Here is a 24215-nt window from a genome sequence, read left to right as displayed (position 1 = left end):
TAGGCATACGATCGGATCGATAAAACCTGGTATTAAAGATTCTCAAACCTTTCCCAAAAGCCATCTACAGGCAATTTGGCAAAAATATTGACAGGTTCTTTCTTTACCGGATGCAGAAACTGGAGTCTGCGGGCGTGCAGGCAAATACTTCCTTTTCTGCTTCCCCTCGGATAGCCATATTTATTATCTCCAACTATAGGGCACCCCATAGAAGACAACTGTACCCTGATCTGATGCGACCGGCCGGTAAGCGGATCAACCTCAATGAGATAATAATCGCCTACTTTTGAGAGTAAACGATAAGATAATTCTGCACGCTGAGAACCCTGAACTTCGGCTTTATAATAGGTAACCACATTTTTCTGCGGATTTTTGATCAGCCAATGAATCAATGTTCCTGATTCATTTTCAGGCTTATTTTTCGCCACTGCCCAATAAGTTTTTTTAACCTCACGATTTTTAAAGGCAGCATTCATCCGTTCCAAAGCTTTACTTGTTTTGGCGAATAAAATAACACCGCTTACCGGACGATCTAATCGATGTACAACGCCTAAAAAAGCGCCGTTGGGTTTATTATATTTCTGGGCAATGTATTTTTTTACCTGCTCATCTAACGGTTCATCACCTGTTTCATCAACCTGTACAATATCCCCCGCTCTTTTATTAATAGCGATTAAATGATTGTCTTCAAAAAGAATATCTTTATCGGTAATGGGCATAGGGAGGTTTTTTGGGTAGAGGATTAATTGCTTAATAGACTTTAGACTAAAGGCTCTGGACTATAGACTCCAAACTTAATACTGTTCTTTTTCGCTGGGAAAATCATTGCTTTTAACATCGCGGATGTAAGACTGGGCAGCACCTAGAATATCATCATATAAATTAATATACTGACGCAAAAACCTGGGTTTAAAACCTTTGGTTAAGCCAATCATATCATTTACCACTAAAACCTGTCCGTCGCAGCCATTTCCTGCGCCAATACCAATGGTAGGAATATGTAAGCTCTCGGTTACTTCCCTACCCAGTGCAGCAGGAATTTTCTCCAGTACAATGGCGAAACAGCCGGCAGCCTGCAAAGCTAAAACATCAGTTTTTAATTTATTTGCTTCTTCTTCCTCTTTCGCCCGAACGGTATAGGTACCAAATTTGTAAATCGATTGTGGTGTTAACCCCAGGTGACCCATTACCGGAATTCCTGCTGTAATAATGCGCTGAACAGATTCAATAATTTCTTCACCACCTTCTAACTTTACACCATGTGCGCCAGATTCTTTCATAATTCTGATGGCAGAGTTTAAAGCCTCTTTTGAATTTCCCTGGTAAGAACCAAAAGGAAGATCGACCACTACAAATGCACGTTTTACCGCTCTGATCACAGATGCCGCATGATAAATCATCTGATCTAAAGTAATAGGCAAAGTTGTTTCGTGACCAGCCATTACATTCGATGCCGAATCACCGACCAGTAAAACATCCAGTCCTGCATCATCTAAAATGGTTGCCATGGAATAATCATAGGCTGTTAGCATGGATATTTTTTCACCACGCTGCTTCATTTCCTGTAAAATGTGTGTGGTTATTCTTTTGATTTCTTTATGTACCGACATGGGTTTTGTTTTGTAGCCCCAAAAGTATTGTTTTTTCCTTAAATAAGCGGAAAGACCAAAGGTAAAAGACTAAAGCTACCAAAACCTGAAATCGTTTTATACTCAAATCAAGCATCAAACCTTTCGCTTTAGTCTTTCTGCTTTTACCTCAAAGCTTATTTAACTTTTTTCTTTACATTTCCATTCTTAAATCATATCTTTGTACCCCGAAATGGAAGGGATATATTCATCTTTTTTTGCACCCTGCAAAAACAGCTTAAGTGCTGAGATAAACCCTTTTTTCATGTCTTTTTCAACTCAAAATCCATATTGTAATTACCATGACTAACTACACCAAGTTACCTGCGATTTTATTACTGGCCGATGGCACTATTTTTCACGGCAAAGCGGCTGGAAAAATCGGCACAACCACTGGCGAGATTTGTTTTAATACCGGGATGACGGGTTACCAGGAAATCTTTACTGATCCAAGTTACTTTGGACAAATAATGGTGACCACCAACTCGCACATTGGTAATTATGGAATTCAGAAAGAAGAAATTGAATCTGATTCAATTAAAATTGCAGGCTTAGTTTGTAAAAACTATAATATTGTTTATAGCCGTAAACAAGCAACTGAATCTATCCAGGATTACTTTCAGAATGATAACCTGGTCGCTATTTCTGATATTGACACCCGTGCCCTGGTACGCCACATCAGAGATAAAGGTGCCATGAATGCCATCATTTCTTCAGAAATTACAGATATTAATGAATTGAAACAAAAACTTGCTGAAGTTCCTTCTATGGAAGGCCTGGAGTTATCATCAAAAGTAAGTACAACTGAACCTTATTTTTATGGAAACCCTGATGCCAGCTTAAAAGTTGCAGCATTAGATTTGGGGATAAAGAAAAACATTCTCCGCAGTTTCGAAAACCGGGATATTTATGTAAAGGTTTTTCCTGCAAAAACAAAGTTTGCTGAAATGGAAGAATTTGGTCCGGATGGTTATTTTATTTCTAACGGTCCTGGCGATCCATCTGTAATGCCTTATGCTGTAGAAACCATTAAGGAAATCATGGAAGAAGACAAACCATTGTTCGGTATTTGTTTAGGCCACCAGTTACTGGCAGAAGCAAACGGCATTGGTACGATGAAAATGTTTAACGGACACCGTGGCTTAAATCACCCGGTTAAAAATATTATTAAAAACCATTGTGAAGTAACTTCACAAAATCATGGTTTTGGGGTTATTCCGGATGAGGTTAGACATTCAGATAAAGTTGAAATTACACATGTTAACCTGAACGACAAATCTATCGAAGGTATTCGTGTAAAGGGTAAAAAAGCCTTTTCAGTACAATACCACCCAGAGTCTTCACCAGGCCCTCATGATTCTCGTTATTTATTTGATGATTTCGTGAACGTGATGAAGGGCGAATTGGTTTGGTAAACGGGTGATGGGTTAAAAGGTTTCCGGTTATAAGTTGTGGATTACAGGTTTAATGTCATAGATTATAACATATAATAACACTGTATCGTTTCTGATTCTGGCTTCGCCATACAGACTTTCAACTTTTAACTAAAAAAATGCGGATCTAACCTGATTCGCATTTTTATTTTATCATATTTTCTTTTTTTCTGACTAATTTCACTTTTAATTCATTTTTAGCTCCTTACCTTCGTTATATGGAAACAAACAAAGCCATGATCAGCGTCAAAAATCTGGTTAAAAAGTATGATGATTTCATTGCCGTTCAGGATTTAAGTTTCGAAGTTTACGAAAATGAAATTTTTGGCTTGCTCGGTCCTAATGGTGCCGGAAAAACCACTACTCTCGAAATTATTGAAACACTCAGAGAGAAAACTTCCGGAGAAATTATCGTTGATGGCCTTTCAGTTGATAAACATCCCAATGCAATTAAACAGCTCATTGGTGTGCAATTGCAGGCGGCCGGCTATTATCCTAACTTAAATCTGATTGAACTGATTGAACTTTTTGCAGGTTTGTATGGTGCTAAAATCAAGCCGATGGATATGTTGGAAAAGGTTAATCTTCAGGATAAGGCAAAAGCCAAATACAAAGCCCTTTCCGGCGGACAAAAACAGCGCTTCTCTATTGCTACGACACTTATTAACCAGCCCAAAATTATTTTCCTGGATGAGCCTACAACCGGCTTGGATCCACAGGCGAGAAGAAATTTATGGGATTTAATTATTGAAATTCGAAATGCCGGCACCACTGTGGTAATTACAACACATTATATGGATGAAGCCGAGCAACTTTGTGATCGCGTTGCATTTGTAGAACGTGGAAGAATTATCGCTGTAGATACGCCTGACAACCTGATTGATCAGCTGATTAACAGTGGTTTCGAACGTAAGAAAGAAGTAAAAAAAGCGAACCTGGAAGATGTATTTATCAGTATGACAGGTAAAGAATGGAGAGAATAACCTCATTAGGAGTTACCTGCAAATGGAATACAATCTGCAAAAAAGTAAAAAATAATTATACGTTAATAAATGAACGATAGAAATTCAGGTTCCGCTCTGGCGGGAGAAAGACCTAAGGCTTATAGCAATACTACAGCAACACTTGCCCTAGCTAAGGCAAGTTTCCGTTCAATTATGAGAAGCCCTTCTGCAGTTGTTTTTACGCTGGCTTTTCCCTTAATATTTATATTGGTTTTTGGCTTTTTAGGTGGTGGCGGCACGCGCATTGATGTTGGCATTACACCCGGATCAGATATTAATAACCCTGTGATCAGCATGCTTGGAAAAACAGGTATGATCCGATTGGTAAAAGACAAATCAAAAGCAGAATTCGATAAATTGCTTGAAAAAGGAAATGTAGATGCGATGGTCGATATCCACAAAAAAGTGAATACCTCGGCTTACTCCGTTAATGTGGTTTATACTTCTGCATCCCGTGATAAGGGAGGTATTTTAAAGTCGGTTTTGAACAACCTTTTTTACGATAAAACACTAAAACCAACCGTTGCAGAAATTAAAGAGCGTACCGTTACCGGAAGAGAATATAAAACGATTGATTTTATTTTACCGGGTCAATTGGGTTTTTCTTTATTAAGCACCGGCGTTTTTGGCACCGCTTTCGTTTTTCTTAGCTTACGCCAGACACTCGTAATCAAACGTTTTTTTGCAACCCCTGTAAAGCGCTCCAGCATTGTAATCGGTGAAGGCATTGCCAGAATTGGTTTCGCACTCATTGGCGCTTTGTTTATTATCCTGATCGGCCATTTTTTCTTTGGTTTTACCCTCGTCCACGGAGTCGTCACGGTGATAAATATGTTACTGCTGGCTACAATGGGAATTATTGTATTTATGGGTTTTGGCTTTATCATTTCAGGCATTGCGAAAAGTGAAAGTATGGTTCCTCCCATTTCCAATATTGTAACCTTACCACAATTTTTATTGTCTGGGACGTTTTTCTCCATTGAAGCTTTCCCTACATGGCTGCAACCCATCAGCAGGGCTTTACCTTTAACCTATCTTAATGATGCCATGCGAAAAGTCGCTTTTGAAGGTATGGGCTTATGGGACGTAAAGTTTCAGATTATGATTCTGTTGATCTGGGGGATTGTGATTTACGCAGTTGCCGTAAAAGTTTTTAAGTGGGAATAACCTTTTAAAAAAATATTTTAGGCCGGTGCGAAATAACTCCGGCTTTTTTTGGCAAAATTAATATCGGTTATATATATTTTTTATTCTAAACGATATTAATATATTTGTGTATGTGGAATTTTAACCTGGACGATCTGAAAGAATTACAACCCCTTATTGATCGGTTGTATGAGAAAAAAGCCAAAATTGATTCTTCGAGGCCTCTACCTAATAGCGCACTTCAGCGCATTAAAACAGATTTAAGCCTTGAATGGACTTACAATTCTAACAGTATAGAAGGCAACACCCTAAATTTACAGGAAACCCAAATGGTACTCCAGGAAGGAATGACCATCAAAGGAAAATCACTGAGAGAGCATTTCGAGGTATTTAATCATGAAAAAGCGATTAATTATCTATACACTCTGGTAGAAGAAAGCTACCAATTACGCAGTATAGATATATTATCACTTCATGGTTTGGTATTAAGAAGCATTGAGGATGATTTTGCCGGTCGCATCAGAAATGGAGGTGTTCGAATTGTAGGTGCCAATTTTATACCGCCCAACGCAAATAAGGTTTCTGATTTACTGGATGAGCTGATTAATTTTGTGAATAATAATCCGCTGTCTTTAAATGACATGGTTCTAACCACCATTTTCCACCATAAGCTGGTATGGATTCATCCTTTTTTTGATGGCAATGGCCGAACCGTAAGGCTGGCCATGAATCTGCTATTAATGAGAAAAGGGTTCCCACCTGCAATTATTCTTAAAACAGACCGAAAAAAATATTACGAATCACTTAACCAGGCCAATAAAGGAAATTACCATAAGCTCTGCTTACTTATGCTTCAGGCTGTTGAACGTTCATTAAATATGTATATCAATGCACTTCCCGGCAATCACTATGGTGATTATGAATCAATAGCCAGCATTGTTGCAGAACCGGATATTCCTTACGGCCAGGAATATGTTAGCTTGTTGGCCAGGCAGGGCAAAATTGATGCACACAAAGAAGGAAAAGACTGGCTCACCACTAAAAAAGCTGTAAAAGAATATATCACCAACAGAAAAAGAATACGTTAACCTTTTTTAACTTTTTGCTTAAAACGAATCAGGTACTTTTGTATCATGAAAAAACTGATGATTATTTTTGCAGCCTTATTGGTTTCTTTTAACGCATCTGCGCAATTTAAATTTTTATCGAATAATACCTCAGATGAATATAATGCGAAGTTATTTGTTGCCGATTGCACTGATGGCCATTGTGAGGGAAAAGCTACGATTGCCATTTCTGACAAAATCACAGGAGATGATATTCAGACATTTCACTCTGATGACCTGGATTTTTCTTTAACTGAAAAACAAAATGCAAGAATAGGCTGGCTTGATCTCGGAAAGTATCAAAGTCCGTTAATTTTTGGCGATTTTAATTTTGATGGCAAAGAAGACCTCGCCATCAGAAATGGAAATAAAGGTGCCTATGGCAGTGCTTCATATGATATTTATATTTCTGATAAGAACAGGAAGTTTACACTGGATAAAAATCTGACGAAACTGGCCAGTGAAAATTTAGGTATGTTCGATGTTGACCGGAAGAAAAAGCAAATCAGTATTGAACAAAAAAGCGGATGTTGTTTTCACAGCATAACCAGTTATGAAGTGGATAGCAAAAAGGGACTTAAAGAAGTTTCGTCAGTGATTGAAGATTCCAGTATGGGCGATGAAGTAACTGTTATCACTCAAAAAATGGTTGGAGGCAAAATGCAAAAAACTGTTCAAAAGTTTAAAACCAAAGATTACTATGCAACACCCTAATTATTTATAGGGCTGCTTTCACCAGGAATGGTAAAATTTCTTTTTGAAAACTGACAAAATTCTTTCTCACATCGGCATCACTCACTGAAGTAAATGCAAATGAAAATACGATGCTTTTACTGGCTTTAAGCAAAAAGGCTAAACCTTCTCTCCTGGCGGGATTATTCTTAAAATTATCCAGTTCCAGATAAGCCGCGAGCAGTAAAGCTTCCAGTTGATCGGATAAATGCTTTAAAAACTCCTGCGAATTGGCATTCTCACGAACAAAATCCCATCCGATAAATTCATTACATGCTGTGAAGGATAAGCGGCTTGTTTTCATCACCAAAGCTTTCAAGTGCTCTTCTTCAGAAGCATAGCTTACTTTGTTATTGATGATTTCATTCAGGTTCTGATCCAGGTAATCCATCAGGATACTGTCCAGCACCTGCTCCTTGCTTTCAAAATATTTATAAATGGTAGCCTTGGCTATCCGGGCCTTTTTAGCAATTTCGTTTACACTTGTTTTGTGATAACCATATTTTCTAAAAAGTTCTTTGGCAGCTTTTTTTACGGTATCTTTTATTTTTTCGGCTTCCATTAATTGGTTACGTTTAATAAAACATTCCCCTGCAGGGAAACATTGTAAATTTTCAGATTTTTTTCTGCCGGAGCTTTCTGCGGTGTTCCGTCAAGCAGGGAGAATTTTGCCCCTGAACATGGATCGGTAGCAGTGATACTGTTGTCATCAGGAACAATGGCACATTTTTTCTCCGGATTAACGGTGCTGCAACGATCAAAAGCCACAAAGCTACCCAATGGTGTTTTAACAATAATTAAACCGGCTACTCCATGATTAGGCACCAATAATACACCGTTTTTTGCCTGCAAACTAAATTGTGTGAGTGTAACATTATAATTAACCACCACTTCTGGAATATAGTTTTCCTCTTTCCCGCAGCCACACAATAGTATCGTAAAAAACAATATGCTATAAAAATGCCGCATCGTTAAATTAAGGCTGATTTAAACTGTTTTAAGAAGCGGGCGTCGTTTTCTGAAAATAAGCGTAAATCTTTGATCACATATTTTAAATTCGCGATGCGCTCAATACCCATACCAAAAGCAAATCCGCTGTATTTTTTAGCGTCGATCCCACAGTTTTCCAACACATTCGGATCAACCATTCCACAACCTAGAATTTCTACCCAACCACTGTATTTACATAACTGGCAGCCTGCGCCTTTACAAATGGTACAAGAAATATCCATCTCTGCAGATGGCTCAGTGAAAGGAAAGTAAGAAGGACGGAAGCGAACTTTTGTTCCCTCGCCATATAATTCCTGTACAAAGTAGAATAAAGTCTGTTTTAGATCCGCAAATGAAACATTTTCATCCACATACAAACCTTCTATCTGATGAAAAAAGCAGTGTGCCCTAGCCGAAATGGCTTCATTGCGGTAAACCCTGCCCGGCATAATTGCCCTGAAAGGTGGCTGTCCCTGCTCCATCATACGCACCTGTACCGATGAAGTATGTGTACGCAAAGCAATGTCGCCTTTTTCTCCGCCTTTTTTTATGAAAAATGTATCCTGCATATCTCTTGCCGGATGTTCTTCAGGAAAGTTTAGCGCCGAGAAGTTATGCCAGTCGTCTTCAATTTCTGGTCCTTCGGCTACATTAAAACCAAGCTTGGCAAAAATCTCTACAATTTCACGCCTAACCAGCGCCAAAGGATGCCGTGAACCAATTTCAAAACCTTCTCCAGGTAGTGTTAAATCCAGGTCATTCACAGAAGCCTGAGCCGTACTGGATTCCGTAATTTCCTTCAGGGAATTGTATTTTGATTCGGCAATTTGCTTAAACTCATTTAAAACCTTCCCCAGTGATTTTTTTTCTTCAATGGAAACAGATTTAAATTCTTCGAAAATTTCTTTTATAATGCCTTTACTGCCTAAGTATTTAATTCGGAATTGCTCCAGTTCATCTGCTTTTTGTGTTACGAAAGCTTGAATATCCGTGGTGTATTGTGTGATCTTATCCTGCAACATGGGTTCAAATATACAGCAAAATATCGTAAAAATTTAAACATACCGGGTTCAAAAATCTGTTTACAATATCAGCATAAAAGAAAATGAACCCAAAACAGCAAAAGCCACATGATGTGGCTTTCTAAATTTTTACACTGGTTGGTGAGACACCAACCAGTAGGTTGAATTTAAATGACGCCTAAATCTTTCCCAACCTTTGTAAATGCAGCAATCGCCTGATCAAGGTGATGTTGTTCATGTGCAGCAGAAAGCTGGACGCGAATCCGTGCTTTACCCTGCGGAACTACTGGATAGAAAAATCCGATCACATAAATTCCTTCTTCCAGCATTTTGGCTGCAAATGTTTGGGCTACCTTGGCATCATATAACATCACCGGCACAATGGGGTGAAAACCAGGCTTGATATCAAAACCTGCCTCGGTCATTTTTTCACGGAAATATTTGGTATTGCTTTCTAGTTTATCTCTCAATGAAGTCGTTTCACTTAACATATCCAAAACGGCGATAGAAGCACCGGCAATAGCAGGCGCAAGCGTATTGGAGAACAGATATGGGCGAGACCTTTGACGCAACATATCAATAATTTCTTTTTTGCCTGAAGTAAATCCGCCTGATGCTCCACCCAAAGCCTTACCTAAGGTTCCGGTAATGATATCAATGCGATCCATTACATTAAAATGCTCATGTGTGCCACGTCCGGTTTTACCTATAAAACCAGAGCAATGCGACTCATCAATCATGATCAATGCTTCGTATTTATCAGCTAAATCTGCAATTTGGTCTAATGGTGCAACAGATCCATCCATTGAAAAAGCACCATCGGTAACAATAATCCTGTGGCGACAATCTTTAGCTGCAATCAGTTGTTTTTCCAAATCTTCCATATCCGCATTTTTATAACGGAAGCGCTGTGCTTTACATAAACGAACACCATCAATAATGGACGCATGATTTAGCTCATCTGAAATAATGGCATCTTCAGCATTAAATAAGGGTTCAAAAACACCTCCATTCGCGTCAAATGCTGCTGCATATAAAATGGTATCTTCTGTACCTAAAAATTCAGATATCTTAGCTTCAAGTTCTTTATGTACATCCTGGGTACCGCAAATAAACCGTACTGATGACATGCCATAACCGTGGTCATCAATTGCTTTTTTAGCAGCTTCAATTACTTTCGGATGAGAGGAAAGGCCTAAATAATTATTCGCACAAAAGTTGATCACCTCTGCGCCGCCACTCACTTTAATATCTGCACCCTGAGGTGTAATAATTATACGTTCGCGTTTAAACAATCCAGCGTTTTCAATTTCTTCAAGTTCCTTCTGAAGAACAGGTTGTAAGGTTTTGTACATGGCTTTTTATGGTTATTACGGCATCAAAGTTATAAAAAAAACCGCGCTCCGTTTGAAATTCCAACTTGAAATACCATTTTACTTCAAATCAATCTGATCTCAGCTTGCCGATGCCATATAATATCTTGCAAAAACGAAAAAAGAAACCAGGTAAGCTATTTTTTTTTCTACTTAACAAACTTTAACATTGAAATTCTGTATAGTCTTAAAACTTATTCGATATTTATAGCTTACTAATCATTACCATGATAAAATTTTGCGCGCTCCTTTTATTTTGTAGTTTGGCCAATTTTGTAATTGCACAGCAACATATTATTTCAGGAACTATTCGGGATACGGGCGGGCAACCAGTACCTTTTGCATCTGTTTATATAAAAAATACCACTACGGGCACATCAGCCAATGTGGATGGAAAGTATACCATTAAACTTAATAGTGGCCAGTTTACACTTAGTTTCAGGGCTGTAGGCTATACACAACAAGATCATATCGTAAATGCTAATACAGATATCGTTTTGGATGTTAAACTCTCTTCTGAAAGTTATACGCTTGATAACGTTAACATCAAGGCAAATGCGGAAGACCCTGCCTATGAAATCATCAGACAAGCCATTAAAAAGAGAAAGGAACACCTGGAGGAAGTGAAAGCATTCTCCTGCGATGTTTATATTAAAGGAGTGCAACGGCTAAAAGGTGCCCCTAAAAAATTCATGGGCAGAGATATCAGAAAAGTGATGGATCTGGATACGAATAGAAAAGGTATTATTTATCTCTCAGAATCGCAAAGCAGATTCAATTTTCAAAGGCCAGATGATATCCGTGAGGAGATGATTTCTTCTAAAGTAGCAGGTACAAACAGTGCGTTCAGTTTTAATAAGGCTTCAGATTTAATTATTGATTTCTATGATAATTACCTGTTAGAGAATAAATTGAGTGCAAGAGGATTCATATCTCCAATTGCTGACAATGCGCTGTTCTACTACAAATACAAATCTTTGGGTGATTCGAAAGAAAATGGTGTACTCGTTCATAAGATAGAGGTGATCCCACGTCGCGAAAATGATCCTGTATTTAGAGGTATTATCTATATTATTGATGAAAGCTGGAGAATTTACAATACCGATCTTTACCTGACCAAAAATGCAGGAATCAATTTTATTGATACCTTAAACATCAACCAGCAGTTTACGAAGGTAAAAGAGGTGTACATGCCTACCAGTGTGAACTTTCAGTTTAATGGGAATATTTTGGGTTTCAAATTTGCAGGGTACTATGTTGGCGTATATAGCAATTACAACCTTGAGCCTAAATTTCCAAAAAGCTTTTTTAATGGTGAAATTCTGAAAGTTACCCAAATGGTGAATAAAAAGGATTCTATTTATTGGAGCAGTAACCGTCCGATTCCTTTAACACCTGATGAGAAATTAAATTATGTTAAAAAAGACAGCATTGCAAAGCTTAAAGAATCTAAAAAATATTTAGACTCTCTGGAGAAAGAAAATAATAAATTCGGATTAGGTAAGCTTTTTATGGAGGGCCACAGCATCAATGACCGCTATGATAAAAAATATTATTCATTTGATCCCATCAGAAAATCTATTTTTTATAATACCGTAGAAGGACTTGTGATCAAGTATGGTGTTACGTACAAAAAAGTTCTTGATGACAACGTTTCATACAGTATCAGACCGGAGGCAAGGTATGGTTTTGCTAATCAGAAATTAACGGCGAGTTTAAGCGGAAATTACCTTTATAATCCATTAAAACGAGCCAGTGTGAGTGCATCTTTTGGTAATGGAATTTTCGACATGAACAATTTAGGTTCGATGACGGCCATAGGCAATACCATTAACTCGCTATTGTACGAAAAGAATTTTGCGAAATACTACGAAAAAAGTTTTTTCAATATCAATACCACCAGAGAACTGGCTACAGGTTTACAAGCCAGCCTGGCCTTTGATTATAACAGGAATCATTATCTCACCAACAGCACTGATTTTAAATTCTTCGATAATAAAGAGCGGGAATTTACCTCCAATAATCCATTTAGTCCGAATGTGGAGACACCACTATTTCCAACTTACACTTCCGTTAGTGCGACAGCAAGTTTAACTTATACCATCGGGCAAAAATACATCACTAGACCAGATGGTAAGTTTTACACTGAATCAAAATATCCGAAAATAACCGTCTTGTATAAAAAAGGGATGAACGGGGTATTGGGCAGCGATGTTGATTACGACTTTGTAAAAGCAGAGGTTTCTCAGGATAGGATTGGGTTAGGCTTATGGGGATATACTTCGCTTTTGGCAGGCGTTGGAAAGTTTTTAAATAACAGCAAAATGTATTACCTGGATTATAAACATTTCCAGGGTAATATTTCTACCATCTTCCCTCCTAACCTTCGTAAATTTCAATTTCTTGATTTTTATCAGTTCAGTACCAATCAGCAATATTTTGAAGCACACCTGGAACATAATTTTGCTGGCTTTTTCTTCAATAAGATTCCAATCTTACGCAAAGCGAGGTTAGAAGAATTTATAGGCGGCGGGTATTTATCTTCACCAGAAAAAAGAAATTATAAAGAGTTTTACTTTGGTATTCAGCGATTGGTATTAAGAGCAAGTTATGGCTTCGCCTATGATGGCGCAAAAAAGCTGACGCAGGGATTTAGAATCAGCTATGGATTTTAATTTAGGTTAAGATTAAAGGTTGATTGTTTAGGGATTAGATGAGTTAGGCTTATTTCTTACACCTTTTACTTGTAACCGGGAGACGTAAGAATATACCTCCTTTACCTAAACGCTTTCTTCCATCCATCTTTTTTATTATCTTTGCCCCGCTTTAAACGCCGTTTGCAACGGTATCAACAGCGTTATGAAAAAATATCAGACACTTCTTTATTATTGCTATAGTTACATAGCAGATGCAGAACAATTTGCTGCAGATCACCTTAAATTTTGTAAATCGCTAGATTTAGTAGGCCGTATTATTGTGGCTGATGAAGGTTTAAACGGAACGGTTTCAGGTACGCAACAATCATGCGATGCCTACATGAAAGCTATCCATGCAGATGAACGTTTCGCGAAGACTGAATTTAAAATCGATGAGGTGGAAGAACCATCATTTTTAAAGATGCACTGTCGCTATAAGTCAGAAATTGTGCATTCGGGCTTAAGAGATACTTCGATTATCAATCCAAATGAAAAGACAGGCAAACACCTGGAACCAGCAGATTTCATGGCCATGAAGGATGATGAAGACGTTGTTATTTTAGATGTTCGCTCCAATTATGAGCATAACCTGGGGAAATTTAAAAATGCAATTACGCTAGATATTGAGAATTTCCGCGATTTCCCGGAGCAGATAAATCAGTTGGCTCAATACAAAGACAAGAAAATTCTAACTTACTGCACCGGAGGCATCAAGTGCGAAAAGGCTTCGGCCCTTCTTTTACACCATGGCTTTAATGATGTTTACCAGTTACATGGTGGAATTATCAAATATGGAAAGGAAGCAGGCGGTAAAGACTTTGAAGGTAAATGTTACGTATTTGATAATCGAATAGCCGTAGATGTTAATCAGGTTAATCCTACCGTTGTATCAGTTTGCTATAATTGTGGCAAAACCACCCCAAAAATGATCAATTGCGCCAATCCGGAGTGTAATGAACACATTACCCAGTGTGATGAATGTGGAGAAAAACTGCAAGGTTGTTGCTCTACGGCTTGCACCACTAATCCACGGAAACGCCCATACGACGGAACAGGTTATTATGTGAAGGTTCCTCAGCCAGTAGCAAAGAAAGTAGAAATGATATGATGGAGTTGATGGCCAATAGTTAGTGGTCAATAGCTTAGTTGGAAATCCATAATTGATTGTTTAATGCGGATAAGCACCAGCCGATAAACCTAAAAAGCGTCCATTCTGGTAATTAAGAAAGCCGCAGATTCAGTAAACCTAAATATTGCATGACGCTGTATGGGCATAAAAAGCTGAATTCTAGATCCGGATTAGAAGTTGTTTGTTTATGGCTTCATCCCGGAGTGATATCATTGAAGCTGCATTTAAGAGGCTTTATGGTGAATATGAACAACTTTGCAAAAATGATGTCTATGGACTATTGAGCAATTAGTTTAATAATAAAACCATCAACTAACAAGCATTCAATGTTTTTCATTTACTTTGCAATGCAATGGCTTAATCAGATCCCATTATATGTTTAATACAGTACGCCTGTTTTTATTATTTCTTCTTCTATCCCATTATACTTTTGCTTCCGATATTAAGAGCATTGGTGTTCCGTATATTGAAAATTATTCCAAGTCTATTTATGGTGCAGGCAATCAGAATTGGAGCATAGCCAAAGATCATCATGGCATTATGTACTACGGTAATGCCGAAGGTTTACTCACTTTTGATGGAAAGTATTGGCAAAAATATAAAATGCCAAACGGTCAGATCGTAAGATCGGTTGCGACAGATCAAAAAGGGAAAATTTATACCGGATGCTTCGGCGAATTTGGTTATTGGGCCATTAAGGAAAATAAATTAACTTATCATTCGCTCATCTCATTGCTTCCAAAAGGGTCAAAAATCACAGATGAAATCTGGAAAATTTATGTGGATGGCGACCGTGTGATTTTTCAGTCGTTTTCCAAAATTCTGATTTACCATAACAATAAAATTAGCATTGTAGCTTCCTCAAAATCATTACTTTTTCTGCACCAAGTAAATAAACGGTTTTTTGTGGAGATACTTGAAAACGGATTACATGAACTGGTTGGCAATAAACTGGTTTACCTTTCACAAAGCGATCAGTTGGGCAAACAAGGGGTATTGTCTATCCTACCCTATAAGAATGGAGGACTTTTAATCGGCACCAGCAAAAACGGCCTTTTTGTCTATGACGGAAAAAATTTTACCCCCCTAAATACACCGGCAAATGCATTCCTGAAAACTTATCAGCTTAATAACGGTGTTCGGTTACTGGGAAAATATTATGCCTATGGAACCATTCTGAATGGCTTGATTATCATTGATGAAGATGGCAACATTGTACAGAAAATCAATAAATCAAGCGGACTTCAAAACAATACCATATTAAGTTTGTATGCTGATAACGAACAGAATCTTTGGGCAGGTTTGGATAATGGCATCGACAGGATTGAATTAAATTCGCCCCTGTACTTTTATTTTGATAAAACCGGGCAGTTCGGAACAGTTTACTCCAGTATCATTTTCGACAAAAAAATCTATCTTGGCACTAACCAGGGGCTATTTTATAGTGAATGGTCTCCAAATACGGCATCAAATCTTAATTTTAAACTTATTCCGGGTTCACAAGGACAAGTTTGGGAACTGACCATCATTGACAGCGAATTAATTTGCGGCCATAACAGCGGTACATTTAAAGTTTTTGGTGACCGGATTGAATGGATCTCGCGTACAAGTGGCGGCTGGACGATAAAGAAGCTAAATTCCAATCCCAATTACCTGATCCAGGGCACTTATGTTGGTCTCTCACTATATCAGAAAATACCCGGGGCAGGTTTAAAATTTATCACACAAATTTCGGGTTTCGATGCACCATCCCGGTTTATTGAGCAAGATAATAAAGGCGATATATGGGTCGGTCATGCTTACAAAGGGCTTTATAAACTTACTTTAAATTCAGATTATACAAAAGTCATTAGCACCAAGTATTTTGATGAACGCAATGGTTTACCTGGTAATTATAACATCAACATTTTTAATCTGGAAAACAGAATTGTCTTCTCTTCTGATAAAGGTTTTTATACCTATGATGAATTGAGCAATAAATTTACCAGCTACGAAGTATTAAATAAAAAACTGGGGTCTTTTGCCGCTTCAAATAACATTATTCAGGCCGGAGAAAAGAAATACTGGTTTATCAACCACGGCAAAACATCTTTGGTTAATTTTTCTGCCCCGGGGAAAATAGAAATAGATTCCAACCAGTTTAGTTTGCTCGACGGACGAATGGTTCAATACTATGAAAACATTAGTAAAATTAGTAATTCCATCTATCTGATTAGTGTAGATGATGGCTTTGTAATTTATAATTCACAGCAAAATCAATCTATTGCGAGTAAACTCCCCGCTGTTCTCATTCGGAGAATAGATGACATTACCGATAAATACTATACGCTTAATGAAACCGGAAATGATACCGAGCTCCCGTACAGCAGAAATAATATCCGCATTTCTTTTGCACTTCCTTATTACAGGCAGGCTAAAGTAAAATACCAGTATTTCTTAGAAGGTTATTCAAAAGACTGGTCAGACTGGAGTGATGCTGCCGAAAAGGATTTTACTAATCTATCCAGTGGAAGCTATAAATTTAAGCTCAGGGCTAAACTTAATGATTCATCAGTAACAGATGTAACGGTCTTTAAATTTACCATTCTTCGTCCCTGGTATTTGAACAACTGGTCATTACTTGCCTATTCTATTCTTTTCGCTGTGGTTTTGATCTTAGGTAAGAAAATCTATGAAACAAAGCTTAAAAGAGACAGTCAAAAAATAAGTGAGCAACTAAAGTCAGAACAGGATGAAATCCTGAGAAGAGAAACAGAAGCCAATGAGAAGCAGATTACAAAACTTCAGACAGAAAAATTACAGGCTGAGCTGGCTTCTAAAACCCGCGAGTTAGCCAATTCGGCCATGACACTGGTTTATAAAAATGAGCTGCTGCAAAAATTAGGTGGCGAAATTACCAAATTGAAAGATGAGAACGGCAAGAAGCTGTCTGATGATCAAACCCGTAAAATACAGAAGGTAATTAACGATGGGATGAATGATGAACGCGACTGGCATTTATTTGAAAACAGTTTCAATGAAGCACATGAAAGTTTCTTCAAAAAATTAAAAGCACAGCATCCTGATTTGGTCCCTAACGACCTTAAACTATGTGCTTACCTAAGGATGAATATGAGCAGTAAAGAAATGTCATCACTGCTTAACATTAGCCTGAGGGGCGTGGAAATCAGAAGGTATAGATTGCGTAAAAAACTAGAGGTTCCGCATGATAAAAACCTTACAGAATTCTTGATGGAATTGTAGCTTTAAAATGACAGGAAGTTTTAGGCAGATCATTTTAAATAAAATTTTACTCATAAATTCATTAGTTAGGGCAGCAAACCACTACATCATTACCTCTCATAGCCGAAAAATTTACCCCACAATTTACTTCGTGTATATTTTACACTATTTAAAAAAAATTATTAAGGTGCCGTATTAAAAAAGTGCCTATTTGGCCCTTTACGCCATTTGGTACGTTTAACTGAAGTATCAAAATCAACTTCATGATGTATAAATGTTGAGGTATATTTACTTGCACAAGCAGAAAAACAACCTCACTTTTATATTAACAATTAACTAAATTTTAATAATAGCATGAAAAGAATCTTTACAAGAATTTCTGTTCTCGCTGCATTTTGCTTGCTAACCATTAACGTAGCATTTGCGCAAAACATTACCATTAAAGGTAAAGTAACTGATGGAGGTGATAAGACATCTTTACCGGGCGTAACCATTACGATTAAGGGTGCACAAGGGGGAACGCAGACGGATGCAGACGGGAATTACTCAATCAGCGCACCTGCTGATGCCACTTTAGTATTCAATTTTGTAGGTTACACTGCACAAGAGCAGGCAGTGGCTAACCGCACCGCCATTAATGTGGCTTTAGCTTCATCAACACAACAATTAGAGCAGGTTGTAGTGGTAGGTTATGGTACACAAAGAAAAATTGATGTAACCGGATCGGTAGCCAGTGTTAAGGGGGAGGATATTTCAAAACAGATCTCCACAAATCCTGTTGGTGCCTTGCAAGGTAAAGTAGCAGGTGTTTCTATTACGAATACTGGTACGCCAGGCGGTTCGCCAACCATTACCATCAGAGGTACCGGTACCATTTATGGCAAAACAGTACCATTATATGTAGTAGACGGTGTGTGGTATGATGATATTAACTTTTTAAATCCTTCAGACATTGCCAATATTAGTATTTTAAAAGATGCCTCTGCTCAATCCATTTATGGTATCAGGGCTGCCAATGGTGTAGTTCTCGTAACAACAAATAAAGGTAAAAAAGGTGATGCAGTAATCAATTATAACGGTACTGTGGGTTTCCAGAAGGTAACGAATCAGGTTGAGATGGCAAATGCTTCAGAATATGCTACGGCAGTAAATGAGGCATATGCACTTCAAACTCCTGCTGTTGCCCCATTATTTTCCAATACCAACCTTGGAGAAGGAACCAACTGGTATGATGTCGTTTTAAGAGATGCTTTGATTACCAATCATCAGCTTTCTATTAGCGGAGGAAGTGAAAAATCAACTTATAACCTATCCCTAGGCTATTTAGATCAGGATGGAATTGTTAAAAACAACAATTACAAAAGATATACCGCCCGATTATCGAATGACTTTCAGATTTTTAAACCATTAAAGATTGGATATAATGTAACTGCAGCTTCCAGCAAATCTAAAGATGCTCCAACCAGTATCTTCAGGGCTTTGTATGCAGCTTCTCCTGTTGTTCCTGTGTTTAATGCAGATGGAACTTATGGCGATCCTAATGCCTATAACTTAGGTAATGGCAGTAACATGAATCCTCAAGCTACTTTGGATTTCTTTAATCAGCAAACCACAAAATACAAGGTTACCGGAAATATATTTGCAGAGTTGAAGTTCCTGAAAGACTTCACATTCAAAACGAGTTTTGGTGGTGATTTTGGTCAGGAAGAAGTTCGTGGTTATATTCCGGTTTATAAAGCAAGTAATACGCAACAGAATACCAATAGTAAATTGGATATTGATCGTGTTGAAAACAGAAACTGGATTATAGAAAATACTTTAACTTACGATAAAAAGTGGAATGACCATAGTTTAACAGTACTGGTAGGACAAACTGCCCAGCGTAATAAAATGTATAAGATCAATGCAGATGCATTAAATGTTCCATATTCTTCAGAAGGCGATTTGTATTTAGCATTAGGTGATGCGTCTACCAGAAACATCACAGATGAAGGTGAGCTATCAACGTTTGCTTCTTATTTTGCAAGGGTTAACTACGGTTACAAAAACAAATACCTTTTAAATGCTTCAGTTAGAAGAGATGGTGCATCTCAATTCTTTGGTTCTGACAATGTTTGGGGTAATTTCCCTTCCATCGGTGCAGGCTGGGTAATTAGCAACGAAGATTTTATGAAAGATCAGAAGATCTTCAGTAATTTAAAATTAAGAGGTAGCTGGGGTAAAGTAGGTAATGCCGGAGTTCCGTTTAATCCATCTACCCAAACGGTAGATCAAACTGCTGGCTTGATTGCTTTCTTCGGAGGGATTCCATACACTGGTGCCAACATCAGAACATTAGTTCCACCAACATTATTCTGGGAAAGAAGTGCTGGTACAGATGTTGGTTTAGAAATGGGTTTTCTTAAAAACAGATTATCAATTGAGGTAGATTATTACAGTAGAAAAACTGAACAAGCAATCTTTGACATTCCCGTATTGGGAAGTTTAGGAACAGTTAACAGTTCAATTATTGCTAACCAAGCAGATATTCAAAATCGTGGTTTAGAGTTCTCGGCAACTTGGGCTGACAAAACTGATAATGGTTTTACTTACTCTATTAGTGGTAATATCGGAATGAATAATAATAAAGTTCTCAATGTAACCTCAGGAGCAAACCCTATCTATAAAGGCGGCGATGGTTTAACAAGTGGATATTTATCTACAAGAACTGTCAACAACCGTCCAATTGGTGAGTTTTTTGGTTATCAGGTTGAAGGTGTTTTCCAAACTGATGCTGAAGCCGCCGCTTGGCCAGGTTTTAAAAGAGGTGATTTTAAATATGCTGATATTAATGGTGATGGAGTAATCGATTTAAGAGACAGGGTAGTCCTTGGAAATCCAAACCCTAAATTCACTTATGGCGTGAATACTAATTTCGCTTATAAAAACTTCGATTTAACGTTGGATATCCAAGGTGTTGCAGATGTTAGTGTATATAATGCAAATTTAAGTAGCCGCTTTGGTAATGAAAATTACACCAAGGATTTTATCAACAACCGTTGGTCAGGCCCAGGAACATCGAATACCTATTCGTCTGCTGACATTGCTGGTGGTATAAATAATGCACCAAATTCATTCTATGTTGAAAAAGGTGATTACATCCGTTTGAGAAATATTCAACTCGGCTATACCTTGCCAAGCGCAATAAGCAGTAAAATGAAAATGCAGCGATTAAGGTTTTTTGCAAATGCTCAAAACGCAGTTAACATTTTCGGATACAAAGGTTTTAGCCCTGAGGTTGGAGGAAAACCTACAAGTGCAGGTATAGATACAAACGTTTACCCATTATTTGCAACTTATAATTTCGGCGTTAACGTAACCTTCTAATTGACATCAAAATGAAAAAAAATATAAATATACAATCGAGCGTATTGGCCTTTGCTTTTAGCACATTGCTCTTTACAGCTTCATGTAAAAAAGACTTTCTTAATGTACCACCCCAGGCACAACAGCCATCAGTTACCTTCTGGAAAAACCAGGATGATGCACTGAAAGGCGTAAATGCTATTTATGCGAATCTTCGCAGCTGGAACAATGTAGCATTTAATGCCATTGCTATAGAAAGCACAGGATCAGATGAGGCGGATAAAGGCAGTACGCCTACAGATGCAACCTTTTTTAACCTGTATGATCAGTTCACTGTTACTGCTACTCACGGTACTTTACAAGATTTCTGGACGGGTCAGTATCAAAACATCAATCTTTGCAACCAGGTGTTGGATAATGTACCAAATATCAATATGGATGCTTCACTTAAAGACAGATATTTGGCTGAGGCTAAATTTATCCGTGCATATTCTTACTTTAGGTTAGTGAGGGCTTACGGAAGAGTACCGCTTAGGTTAAATGTTCCTAAAGATAACTCTGAGTATAATATTCCACAGGCTGAGAAAGCTGCGGTATATGCTCAAATTGAAAAAGACCTAACAGAAGCCGCTGCTGTATTACCACAATCATACGGTGCTGCAGATTTAGGGAGAGCTACAAAAGGCGCAGCACTTGGTATGAAAGCTAAAGTTGCCATGTACCAAAACAAATGGGCAGATGTACTTGCACTAACCAATCAGGTAATGGGATTAGGTTATGATTTATATCCTGACTTTGAAAAAGGTTTTAGGGTTGAAAATGAAAATAGTGTTGAGTCTTTATTCGAAGTACAGGCAGAATTGTTGCAAAGCAATGCTGATGCTTCAAACTCACAATACAGCCAGGTTCAGGGTGTAGCTGGAGTAATGGGATGGGGTTTCAATACACCGTCGGCAGAGTTAGCTGCAGCTTTTGAAACTGGTGATCCAAGAAGAGATGCTACTATCTTATTTAAAGGAGAAACCACGCCTCAAGGAGATTTAGTACCAACTACAGTTCCGAATGACCGTTACAATCAAAAATCTTATGTTCCATTTAATACGAGGATCTCTGGTTTTAACGAAGGTGCTCAACAAAATTTCAGGGTATTGAGATTTTCTGATATACTTTTAATGAATGCTGAAGCTTCGAACGAATTGGGAAACCCTGCACAAGCGCTAACTTCTTTAAACAGAGTACGCAGAAGGGCGAGAGGTTCAAACACTGCAATTTTACCTGATGTCACTACTACTGATCAAACCGCATTGCGCAATGCAATATGGAAAGAGAGACAAGTTGAATTAGCAATGGAAAACGATCGTTATTTTGATGTCATCAGACAAGGAAGAGCACTTCAGGTTTTTGGCCCCAAAGGATGGAAAGCCAATAAAAATGAAGTATGGCCTATTCCACAAACAGAAATTGATTTAAGCGGAGGCTTGCTCACGCAGAATCCTGGTTACTAATAAAAATGTTGATAAAGGTTGCCAGATGATCTGGCAACCTTTTTTTTAAACCGCTATGTTAAAAACTTACCTTATCCGTCACATCCTAATTTTCTCGCTCCTTCTGGTTTCACTTTCATCATGTGCACAAAAAGAAAACACCAATGATAGTGCTCAGCAAACCATTAAAAAAAATCTTTCTGATGAAGAACTTTTAGACCTTGTTCAGAAACAAACCTTCCAATATTTTTGGGATGGTGCCGAACCTACATCCGGTGCGGGAAGAGAACGTTATCATGTTGATAATATTTATCCTGAAAATGACAAAAGTACGGTAGCGACAGGAGCAACAGGTTTCGGATTAATGGCCATTTTAAGTGGAATAGACAGGGGTTATGTAACGAAACATGATGGCTTAACGCGCCTGAATAAAATACTTGATTTTCTAGCTAAGGCTGATCGTTTCCACGGCGCCTGGCCGCATTGGCTTTACGGGGAAACCGGTAAAGTGCGTCCATTCGGACAAAAAGATAATGGAGGCGATTTAGTCGAAACTTCATTTGTCGCTCAGGCACTGATTTGTATCGATGCTTATTACAAAAACGGATCTGCTGAAGATAAAGCCCTGGCAAAAAAAGCAGATGAACTTTGGAAGGGTATTGATTTCAACTGGTACCGCAACGGCAACCAGAATGTACTATACTGGCATTGGTCGCCGGAATACCAGTGGGAAATGAACTTTCCTGTTAAGGGCTATAATGAATGTTTAATTATGTATGTTTTAGCAGCTGCATCACCTACCCATACCGTTCCTGCCGAAGTTTATCATCAGGGCTGGGCCGACAATGGCGCAATCAAAGCTGATTTTAAGGTATATGGTCATCCATTCACATTGAAATATCAGGGACAAAAAAAATCTGTTGGTCCATTATTCTGGGCACATTATTCCTATCTCGGATTAAATCCTAAAGGTTTAAAAGACCGCTATGCCGATTACTGGCAAAATAATGTGAACCATACCCTTGCCATTCATGATTACTGTGTGGCTAATCCTGAGAAGTTTAAAGGATATGGCGAAAACAGCTGGGGATTAACCGCAAGCTACTCGGTTAAAGGCTATGCTGCGCATAATCCACAGGAAGATTTCGGGGTAATCTCTCCTACCGCAGCCATTTCATCCATCCCATATACACCAAAAGAATCAATGAAGGTTATCCGCCATCTTTATGAAGACTTAGGTGATAAGGTTTGGGGTAAATATGGCTTCTATGATGCTTTTTCTGAAAGTGAGAACTGGTATCCTAAAAGATATTTAGGCATCGATCAGGGGCCAATGGTGGTAATGATCGAAAATTACAGATCAGGTTTATTATGGAAATTATTTATGAGTAACTCCGACGTACAAAAAGGGTTAACAAAACTCGATTTCCAGTTTAAACCTTAGCATTCTATATAAATGTTTAGCCATCATATATTTAAACTTAAATTCAAAAACCATGAAAAAAGTAATTTTAATATTGACAGCAATGATGGGATTCGTAATCCTTAACTCAAGTTTTACAACCCTACCAAAGGTTAAACATAAGACAATAAAAGCAAAATTTGCTACCGTAAATGTAACCGCAACCAATTCAACCAGCGACGGCATTTATGTACAGTTAGAGAACAACACCAGTGGTGGCACTTATTCTTTTTTTATTGCTCCGAATACGCCAAATGCAACAGTTATCGGACAAATACCTGAAAATAGTGACATCTATACCGTAAAATTAACTTCTGCGGGAGGTGCCCATGATATGTGGGTTTACTGGGAACATCGTACGCATGTTACCGGTCTCAGTGTAAGTGGCATGGCGATAGGCTGTTCCAGCTGCGCTAGAATCACCATTTTTAATTAATTACGAA

General features: G+C 38.1%; 18 protein-coding genes. 12 read left to right on the top strand and 6 right to left on the bottom strand.

Annotated elements, in window-relative coordinates:
- Positions 1-32: 32 nt before the first annotated feature.
- Together CBW18_RS00710 and panB are read right to left on the bottom strand one after the other, a co-directional pair.
- Entirely contained in the window at positions 33-719 is a 687-nt protein-coding gene (locus CBW18_RS00710; protein ID WP_088299347.1) for an RluA family pseudouridine synthase, read from the bottom strand.
- A 75-nt stretch (positions 720-794) separates the two neighbouring features.
- Positions 795-1610: a 3-methyl-2-oxobutanoate hydroxymethyltransferase gene (gene panB, locus CBW18_RS00705; RefSeq protein WP_088299346.1), complete on the bottom strand. Its 816-nt coding sequence runs from the start codon at positions 1608-1610 to the stop codon at positions 795-797.
- Between the two features lie 320 nt (positions 1611-1930).
- On the opposite strand from panB, the gene carA reads away from it, so the two are divergent.
- The 5 genes from carA (at position 1931) to CBW18_RS00680 (ending at position 7031) form a co-directional block, all read left to right on the top strand.
- Entirely contained in the window at positions 1931-3043 is a 1113-nt protein-coding gene (carA, locus tag CBW18_RS00700) for a glutamine-hydrolyzing carbamoyl-phosphate synthase small subunit (RefSeq protein ID WP_088299345.1), read from the top strand.
- 236 nt (positions 3044-3279) lie between these two features.
- Positions 3280-4044 (top strand): ABC transporter ATP-binding protein, encoded by a 765-nt coding sequence (locus CBW18_RS00695; RefSeq protein WP_088299344.1) that lies wholly within the window; start codon positions 3280-3282, stop codon positions 4042-4044.
- A gap of 69 nt (positions 4045-4113) precedes the next feature.
- Complete coding sequence (locus tag CBW18_RS00690) at positions 4114-5232, top strand: ABC transporter permease (RefSeq protein ID WP_088299343.1); 1119 nt, start codon at positions 4114-4116, stop codon at positions 5230-5232.
- 110 nt (positions 5233-5342) lie between these two features.
- Entirely contained in the window at positions 5343-6299 is a 957-nt protein-coding gene (locus CBW18_RS00685) for a Fic family protein (protein ID WP_088299342.1), read from the top strand.
- Between the two features lie 45 nt (positions 6300-6344).
- The gene (locus tag CBW18_RS00680) at positions 6345-7031 is read left to right on the top strand and encodes a hypothetical protein (RefSeq protein WP_088299341.1); all 687 of its coding nucleotides are present in this window, start codon (positions 6345-6347) and stop codon (positions 7029-7031) included.
- A gap of 4 nt (positions 7032-7035) precedes the next feature.
- On the opposite strand, the gene CBW18_RS00675 is transcribed toward CBW18_RS00680, so the two are convergent.
- From CBW18_RS00675 to kbl, 4 genes are all read right to left on the bottom strand, one after another.
- Positions 7036-7611 (bottom strand): TetR/AcrR family transcriptional regulator, encoded by a 576-nt coding sequence (locus CBW18_RS00675; protein ID WP_088299340.1) that lies wholly within the window; start codon positions 7609-7611, stop codon positions 7036-7038.
- The gene (locus CBW18_RS00670) at positions 7611-8018 is read right to left on the bottom strand and encodes a hypothetical protein (protein WP_088299339.1); all 408 of its coding nucleotides are present in this window, start codon (positions 8016-8018) and stop codon (positions 7611-7613) included. Before CBW18_RS00670 ends, CBW18_RS00675 begins: the two co-directional genes overlap by 1 nt.
- Before the next feature lie 2 nt (positions 8019-8020).
- On the bottom strand, positions 8021-9061 hold the full coding sequence (pheS, locus tag CBW18_RS00665) for a phenylalanine--tRNA ligase subunit alpha (RefSeq protein WP_088299338.1): 1041 nt from the start codon (positions 9059-9061) through the stop codon (positions 8021-8023).
- Positions 9062-9228: 167 nt separating this feature from the next.
- Entirely contained in the window at positions 9229-10416 is a 1188-nt protein-coding gene (gene kbl / locus CBW18_RS00660; protein ID WP_088299337.1) for a glycine C-acetyltransferase, read from the bottom strand.
- 245 nt (positions 10417-10661) lie between these two features.
- On the opposite strand from kbl, the gene CBW18_RS00655 reads away from it, so the two are divergent.
- From CBW18_RS00655 to CBW18_RS00625, 7 genes are all read left to right on the top strand, one after another.
- Positions 10662-13109: a DUF5686 and carboxypeptidase regulatory-like domain-containing protein gene (locus CBW18_RS00655; protein ID WP_088299336.1), complete on the top strand. Its 2448-nt coding sequence runs from the start codon at positions 10662-10664 to the stop codon at positions 13107-13109.
- A gap of 184 nt (positions 13110-13293) precedes the next feature.
- On the top strand, positions 13294-14238 hold the full coding sequence (locus CBW18_RS00650) for a rhodanese-related sulfurtransferase (protein WP_088299335.1): 945 nt from the start codon (positions 13294-13296) through the stop codon (positions 14236-14238).
- A 396-nt stretch (positions 14239-14634) separates the two neighbouring features.
- Positions 14635-17502, top strand: a complete 2868-nt coding sequence (locus tag CBW18_RS00645; RefSeq protein WP_088299334.1) for a triple tyrosine motif-containing protein — start codon at positions 14635-14637, stop codon at positions 17500-17502.
- Positions 17503-17835: 333 nt separating this feature from the next.
- Positions 17836-20847 (top strand): TonB-dependent receptor, encoded by a 3012-nt coding sequence (locus CBW18_RS00640; protein ID WP_088299333.1) that lies wholly within the window; start codon positions 17836-17838, stop codon positions 20845-20847.
- 11 nt (positions 20848-20858) lie between these two features.
- Entirely contained in the window at positions 20859-22331 is a 1473-nt protein-coding gene (locus tag CBW18_RS00635) for a RagB/SusD family nutrient uptake outer membrane protein (protein ID WP_172406413.1), read from the top strand.
- A gap of 55 nt (positions 22332-22386) precedes the next feature.
- A complete protein-coding gene (locus tag CBW18_RS00630) occupies positions 22387-23754 on the top strand; it encodes a glucoamylase family protein (RefSeq protein ID WP_088299332.1) in 1368 nt (455 codons plus the stop codon).
- Positions 23755-23806: 52 nt separating this feature from the next.
- Positions 23807-24208, top strand: a complete 402-nt coding sequence (locus tag CBW18_RS00625; protein WP_088299331.1) for a hypothetical protein — start codon at positions 23807-23809, stop codon at positions 24206-24208.
- Positions 24209-24215 lie beyond the last annotated feature (7 nt).

Origin of the sequence: Pedobacter sp. AJM (genome assembly GCF_002197755.1) — a bacterium.
GTDB lineage: Bacteria > Bacteroidota > Bacteroidia > Sphingobacteriales > Sphingobacteriaceae > Pedobacter.
The sequence above is the reverse complement of the archived record's forward strand: the minus strand, read 5'-3'. Positions and strand labels throughout refer to the sequence as shown.

Excerpts from the sequence above, each read along its gene's own strand:
- CBW18_RS00710 (WP_088299347.1), bottom strand. The coding sequence starts at position 719 with ATGCCCATTACCGATAAAGATATTCTTTTTGAAGACAATCATTTAATC.
- panB (WP_088299346.1), bottom strand. The coding sequence starts at position 1,610 with ATGTCGGTACATAAAGAAATCAAAAGAATAACCACACACATTTTACAG.
- carA (WP_088299345.1), top strand. The coding sequence starts at position 1,931 with ATGACTAACTACACCAAGTTACCTGCGATTTTATTACTGGCCGATGGC.
- CBW18_RS00695 (WP_088299344.1), top strand. The coding sequence starts at position 3,280 with ATGGAAACAAACAAAGCCATGATCAGCGTCAAAAATCTGGTTAAAAAG.
- CBW18_RS00690 (WP_088299343.1), top strand. The coding sequence starts at position 4,114 with ATGAACGATAGAAATTCAGGTTCCGCTCTGGCGGGAGAAAGACCTAAG.
- CBW18_RS00685 (WP_088299342.1), top strand. The coding sequence starts at position 5,343 with ATGTGGAATTTTAACCTGGACGATCTGAAAGAATTACAACCCCTTATT.
- CBW18_RS00680 (WP_088299341.1), top strand. The coding sequence starts at position 6,345 with ATGAAAAAACTGATGATTATTTTTGCAGCCTTATTGGTTTCTTTTAAC.
- CBW18_RS00675 (WP_088299340.1), bottom strand. The coding sequence starts at position 7,611 with ATGGAAGCCGAAAAAATAAAAGATACCGTAAAAAAAGCTGCCAAAGAA.
- CBW18_RS00670 (WP_088299339.1), bottom strand. The coding sequence starts at position 8,018 with ATGCGGCATTTTTATAGCATATTGTTTTTTACGATACTATTGTGTGGC.
- pheS (WP_088299338.1), bottom strand. The coding sequence starts at position 9,061 with ATGTTGCAGGATAAGATCACACAATACACCACGGATATTCAAGCTTTC.
- kbl (WP_088299337.1), bottom strand. The coding sequence starts at position 10,416 with ATGTACAAAACCTTACAACCTGTTCTTCAGAAGGAACTTGAAGAAATT.
- CBW18_RS00655 (WP_088299336.1), top strand. The coding sequence starts at position 10,662 with ATGATAAAATTTTGCGCGCTCCTTTTATTTTGTAGTTTGGCCAATTTT.
- CBW18_RS00650 (WP_088299335.1), top strand. The coding sequence starts at position 13,294 with ATGAAAAAATATCAGACACTTCTTTATTATTGCTATAGTTACATAGCA.
- CBW18_RS00645 (WP_088299334.1), top strand. The coding sequence starts at position 14,635 with ATGTTTAATACAGTACGCCTGTTTTTATTATTTCTTCTTCTATCCCAT.
- CBW18_RS00640 (WP_088299333.1), top strand. The coding sequence starts at position 17,836 with ATGAAAAGAATCTTTACAAGAATTTCTGTTCTCGCTGCATTTTGCTTG.
- CBW18_RS00635 (WP_172406413.1), top strand. The coding sequence starts at position 20,859 with ATGAAAAAAAATATAAATATACAATCGAGCGTATTGGCCTTTGCTTTT.
- CBW18_RS00630 (WP_088299332.1), top strand. The coding sequence starts at position 22,387 with ATGTTAAAAACTTACCTTATCCGTCACATCCTAATTTTCTCGCTCCTT.
- CBW18_RS00625 (WP_088299331.1), top strand. The coding sequence starts at position 23,807 with ATGAAAAAAGTAATTTTAATATTGACAGCAATGATGGGATTCGTAATC.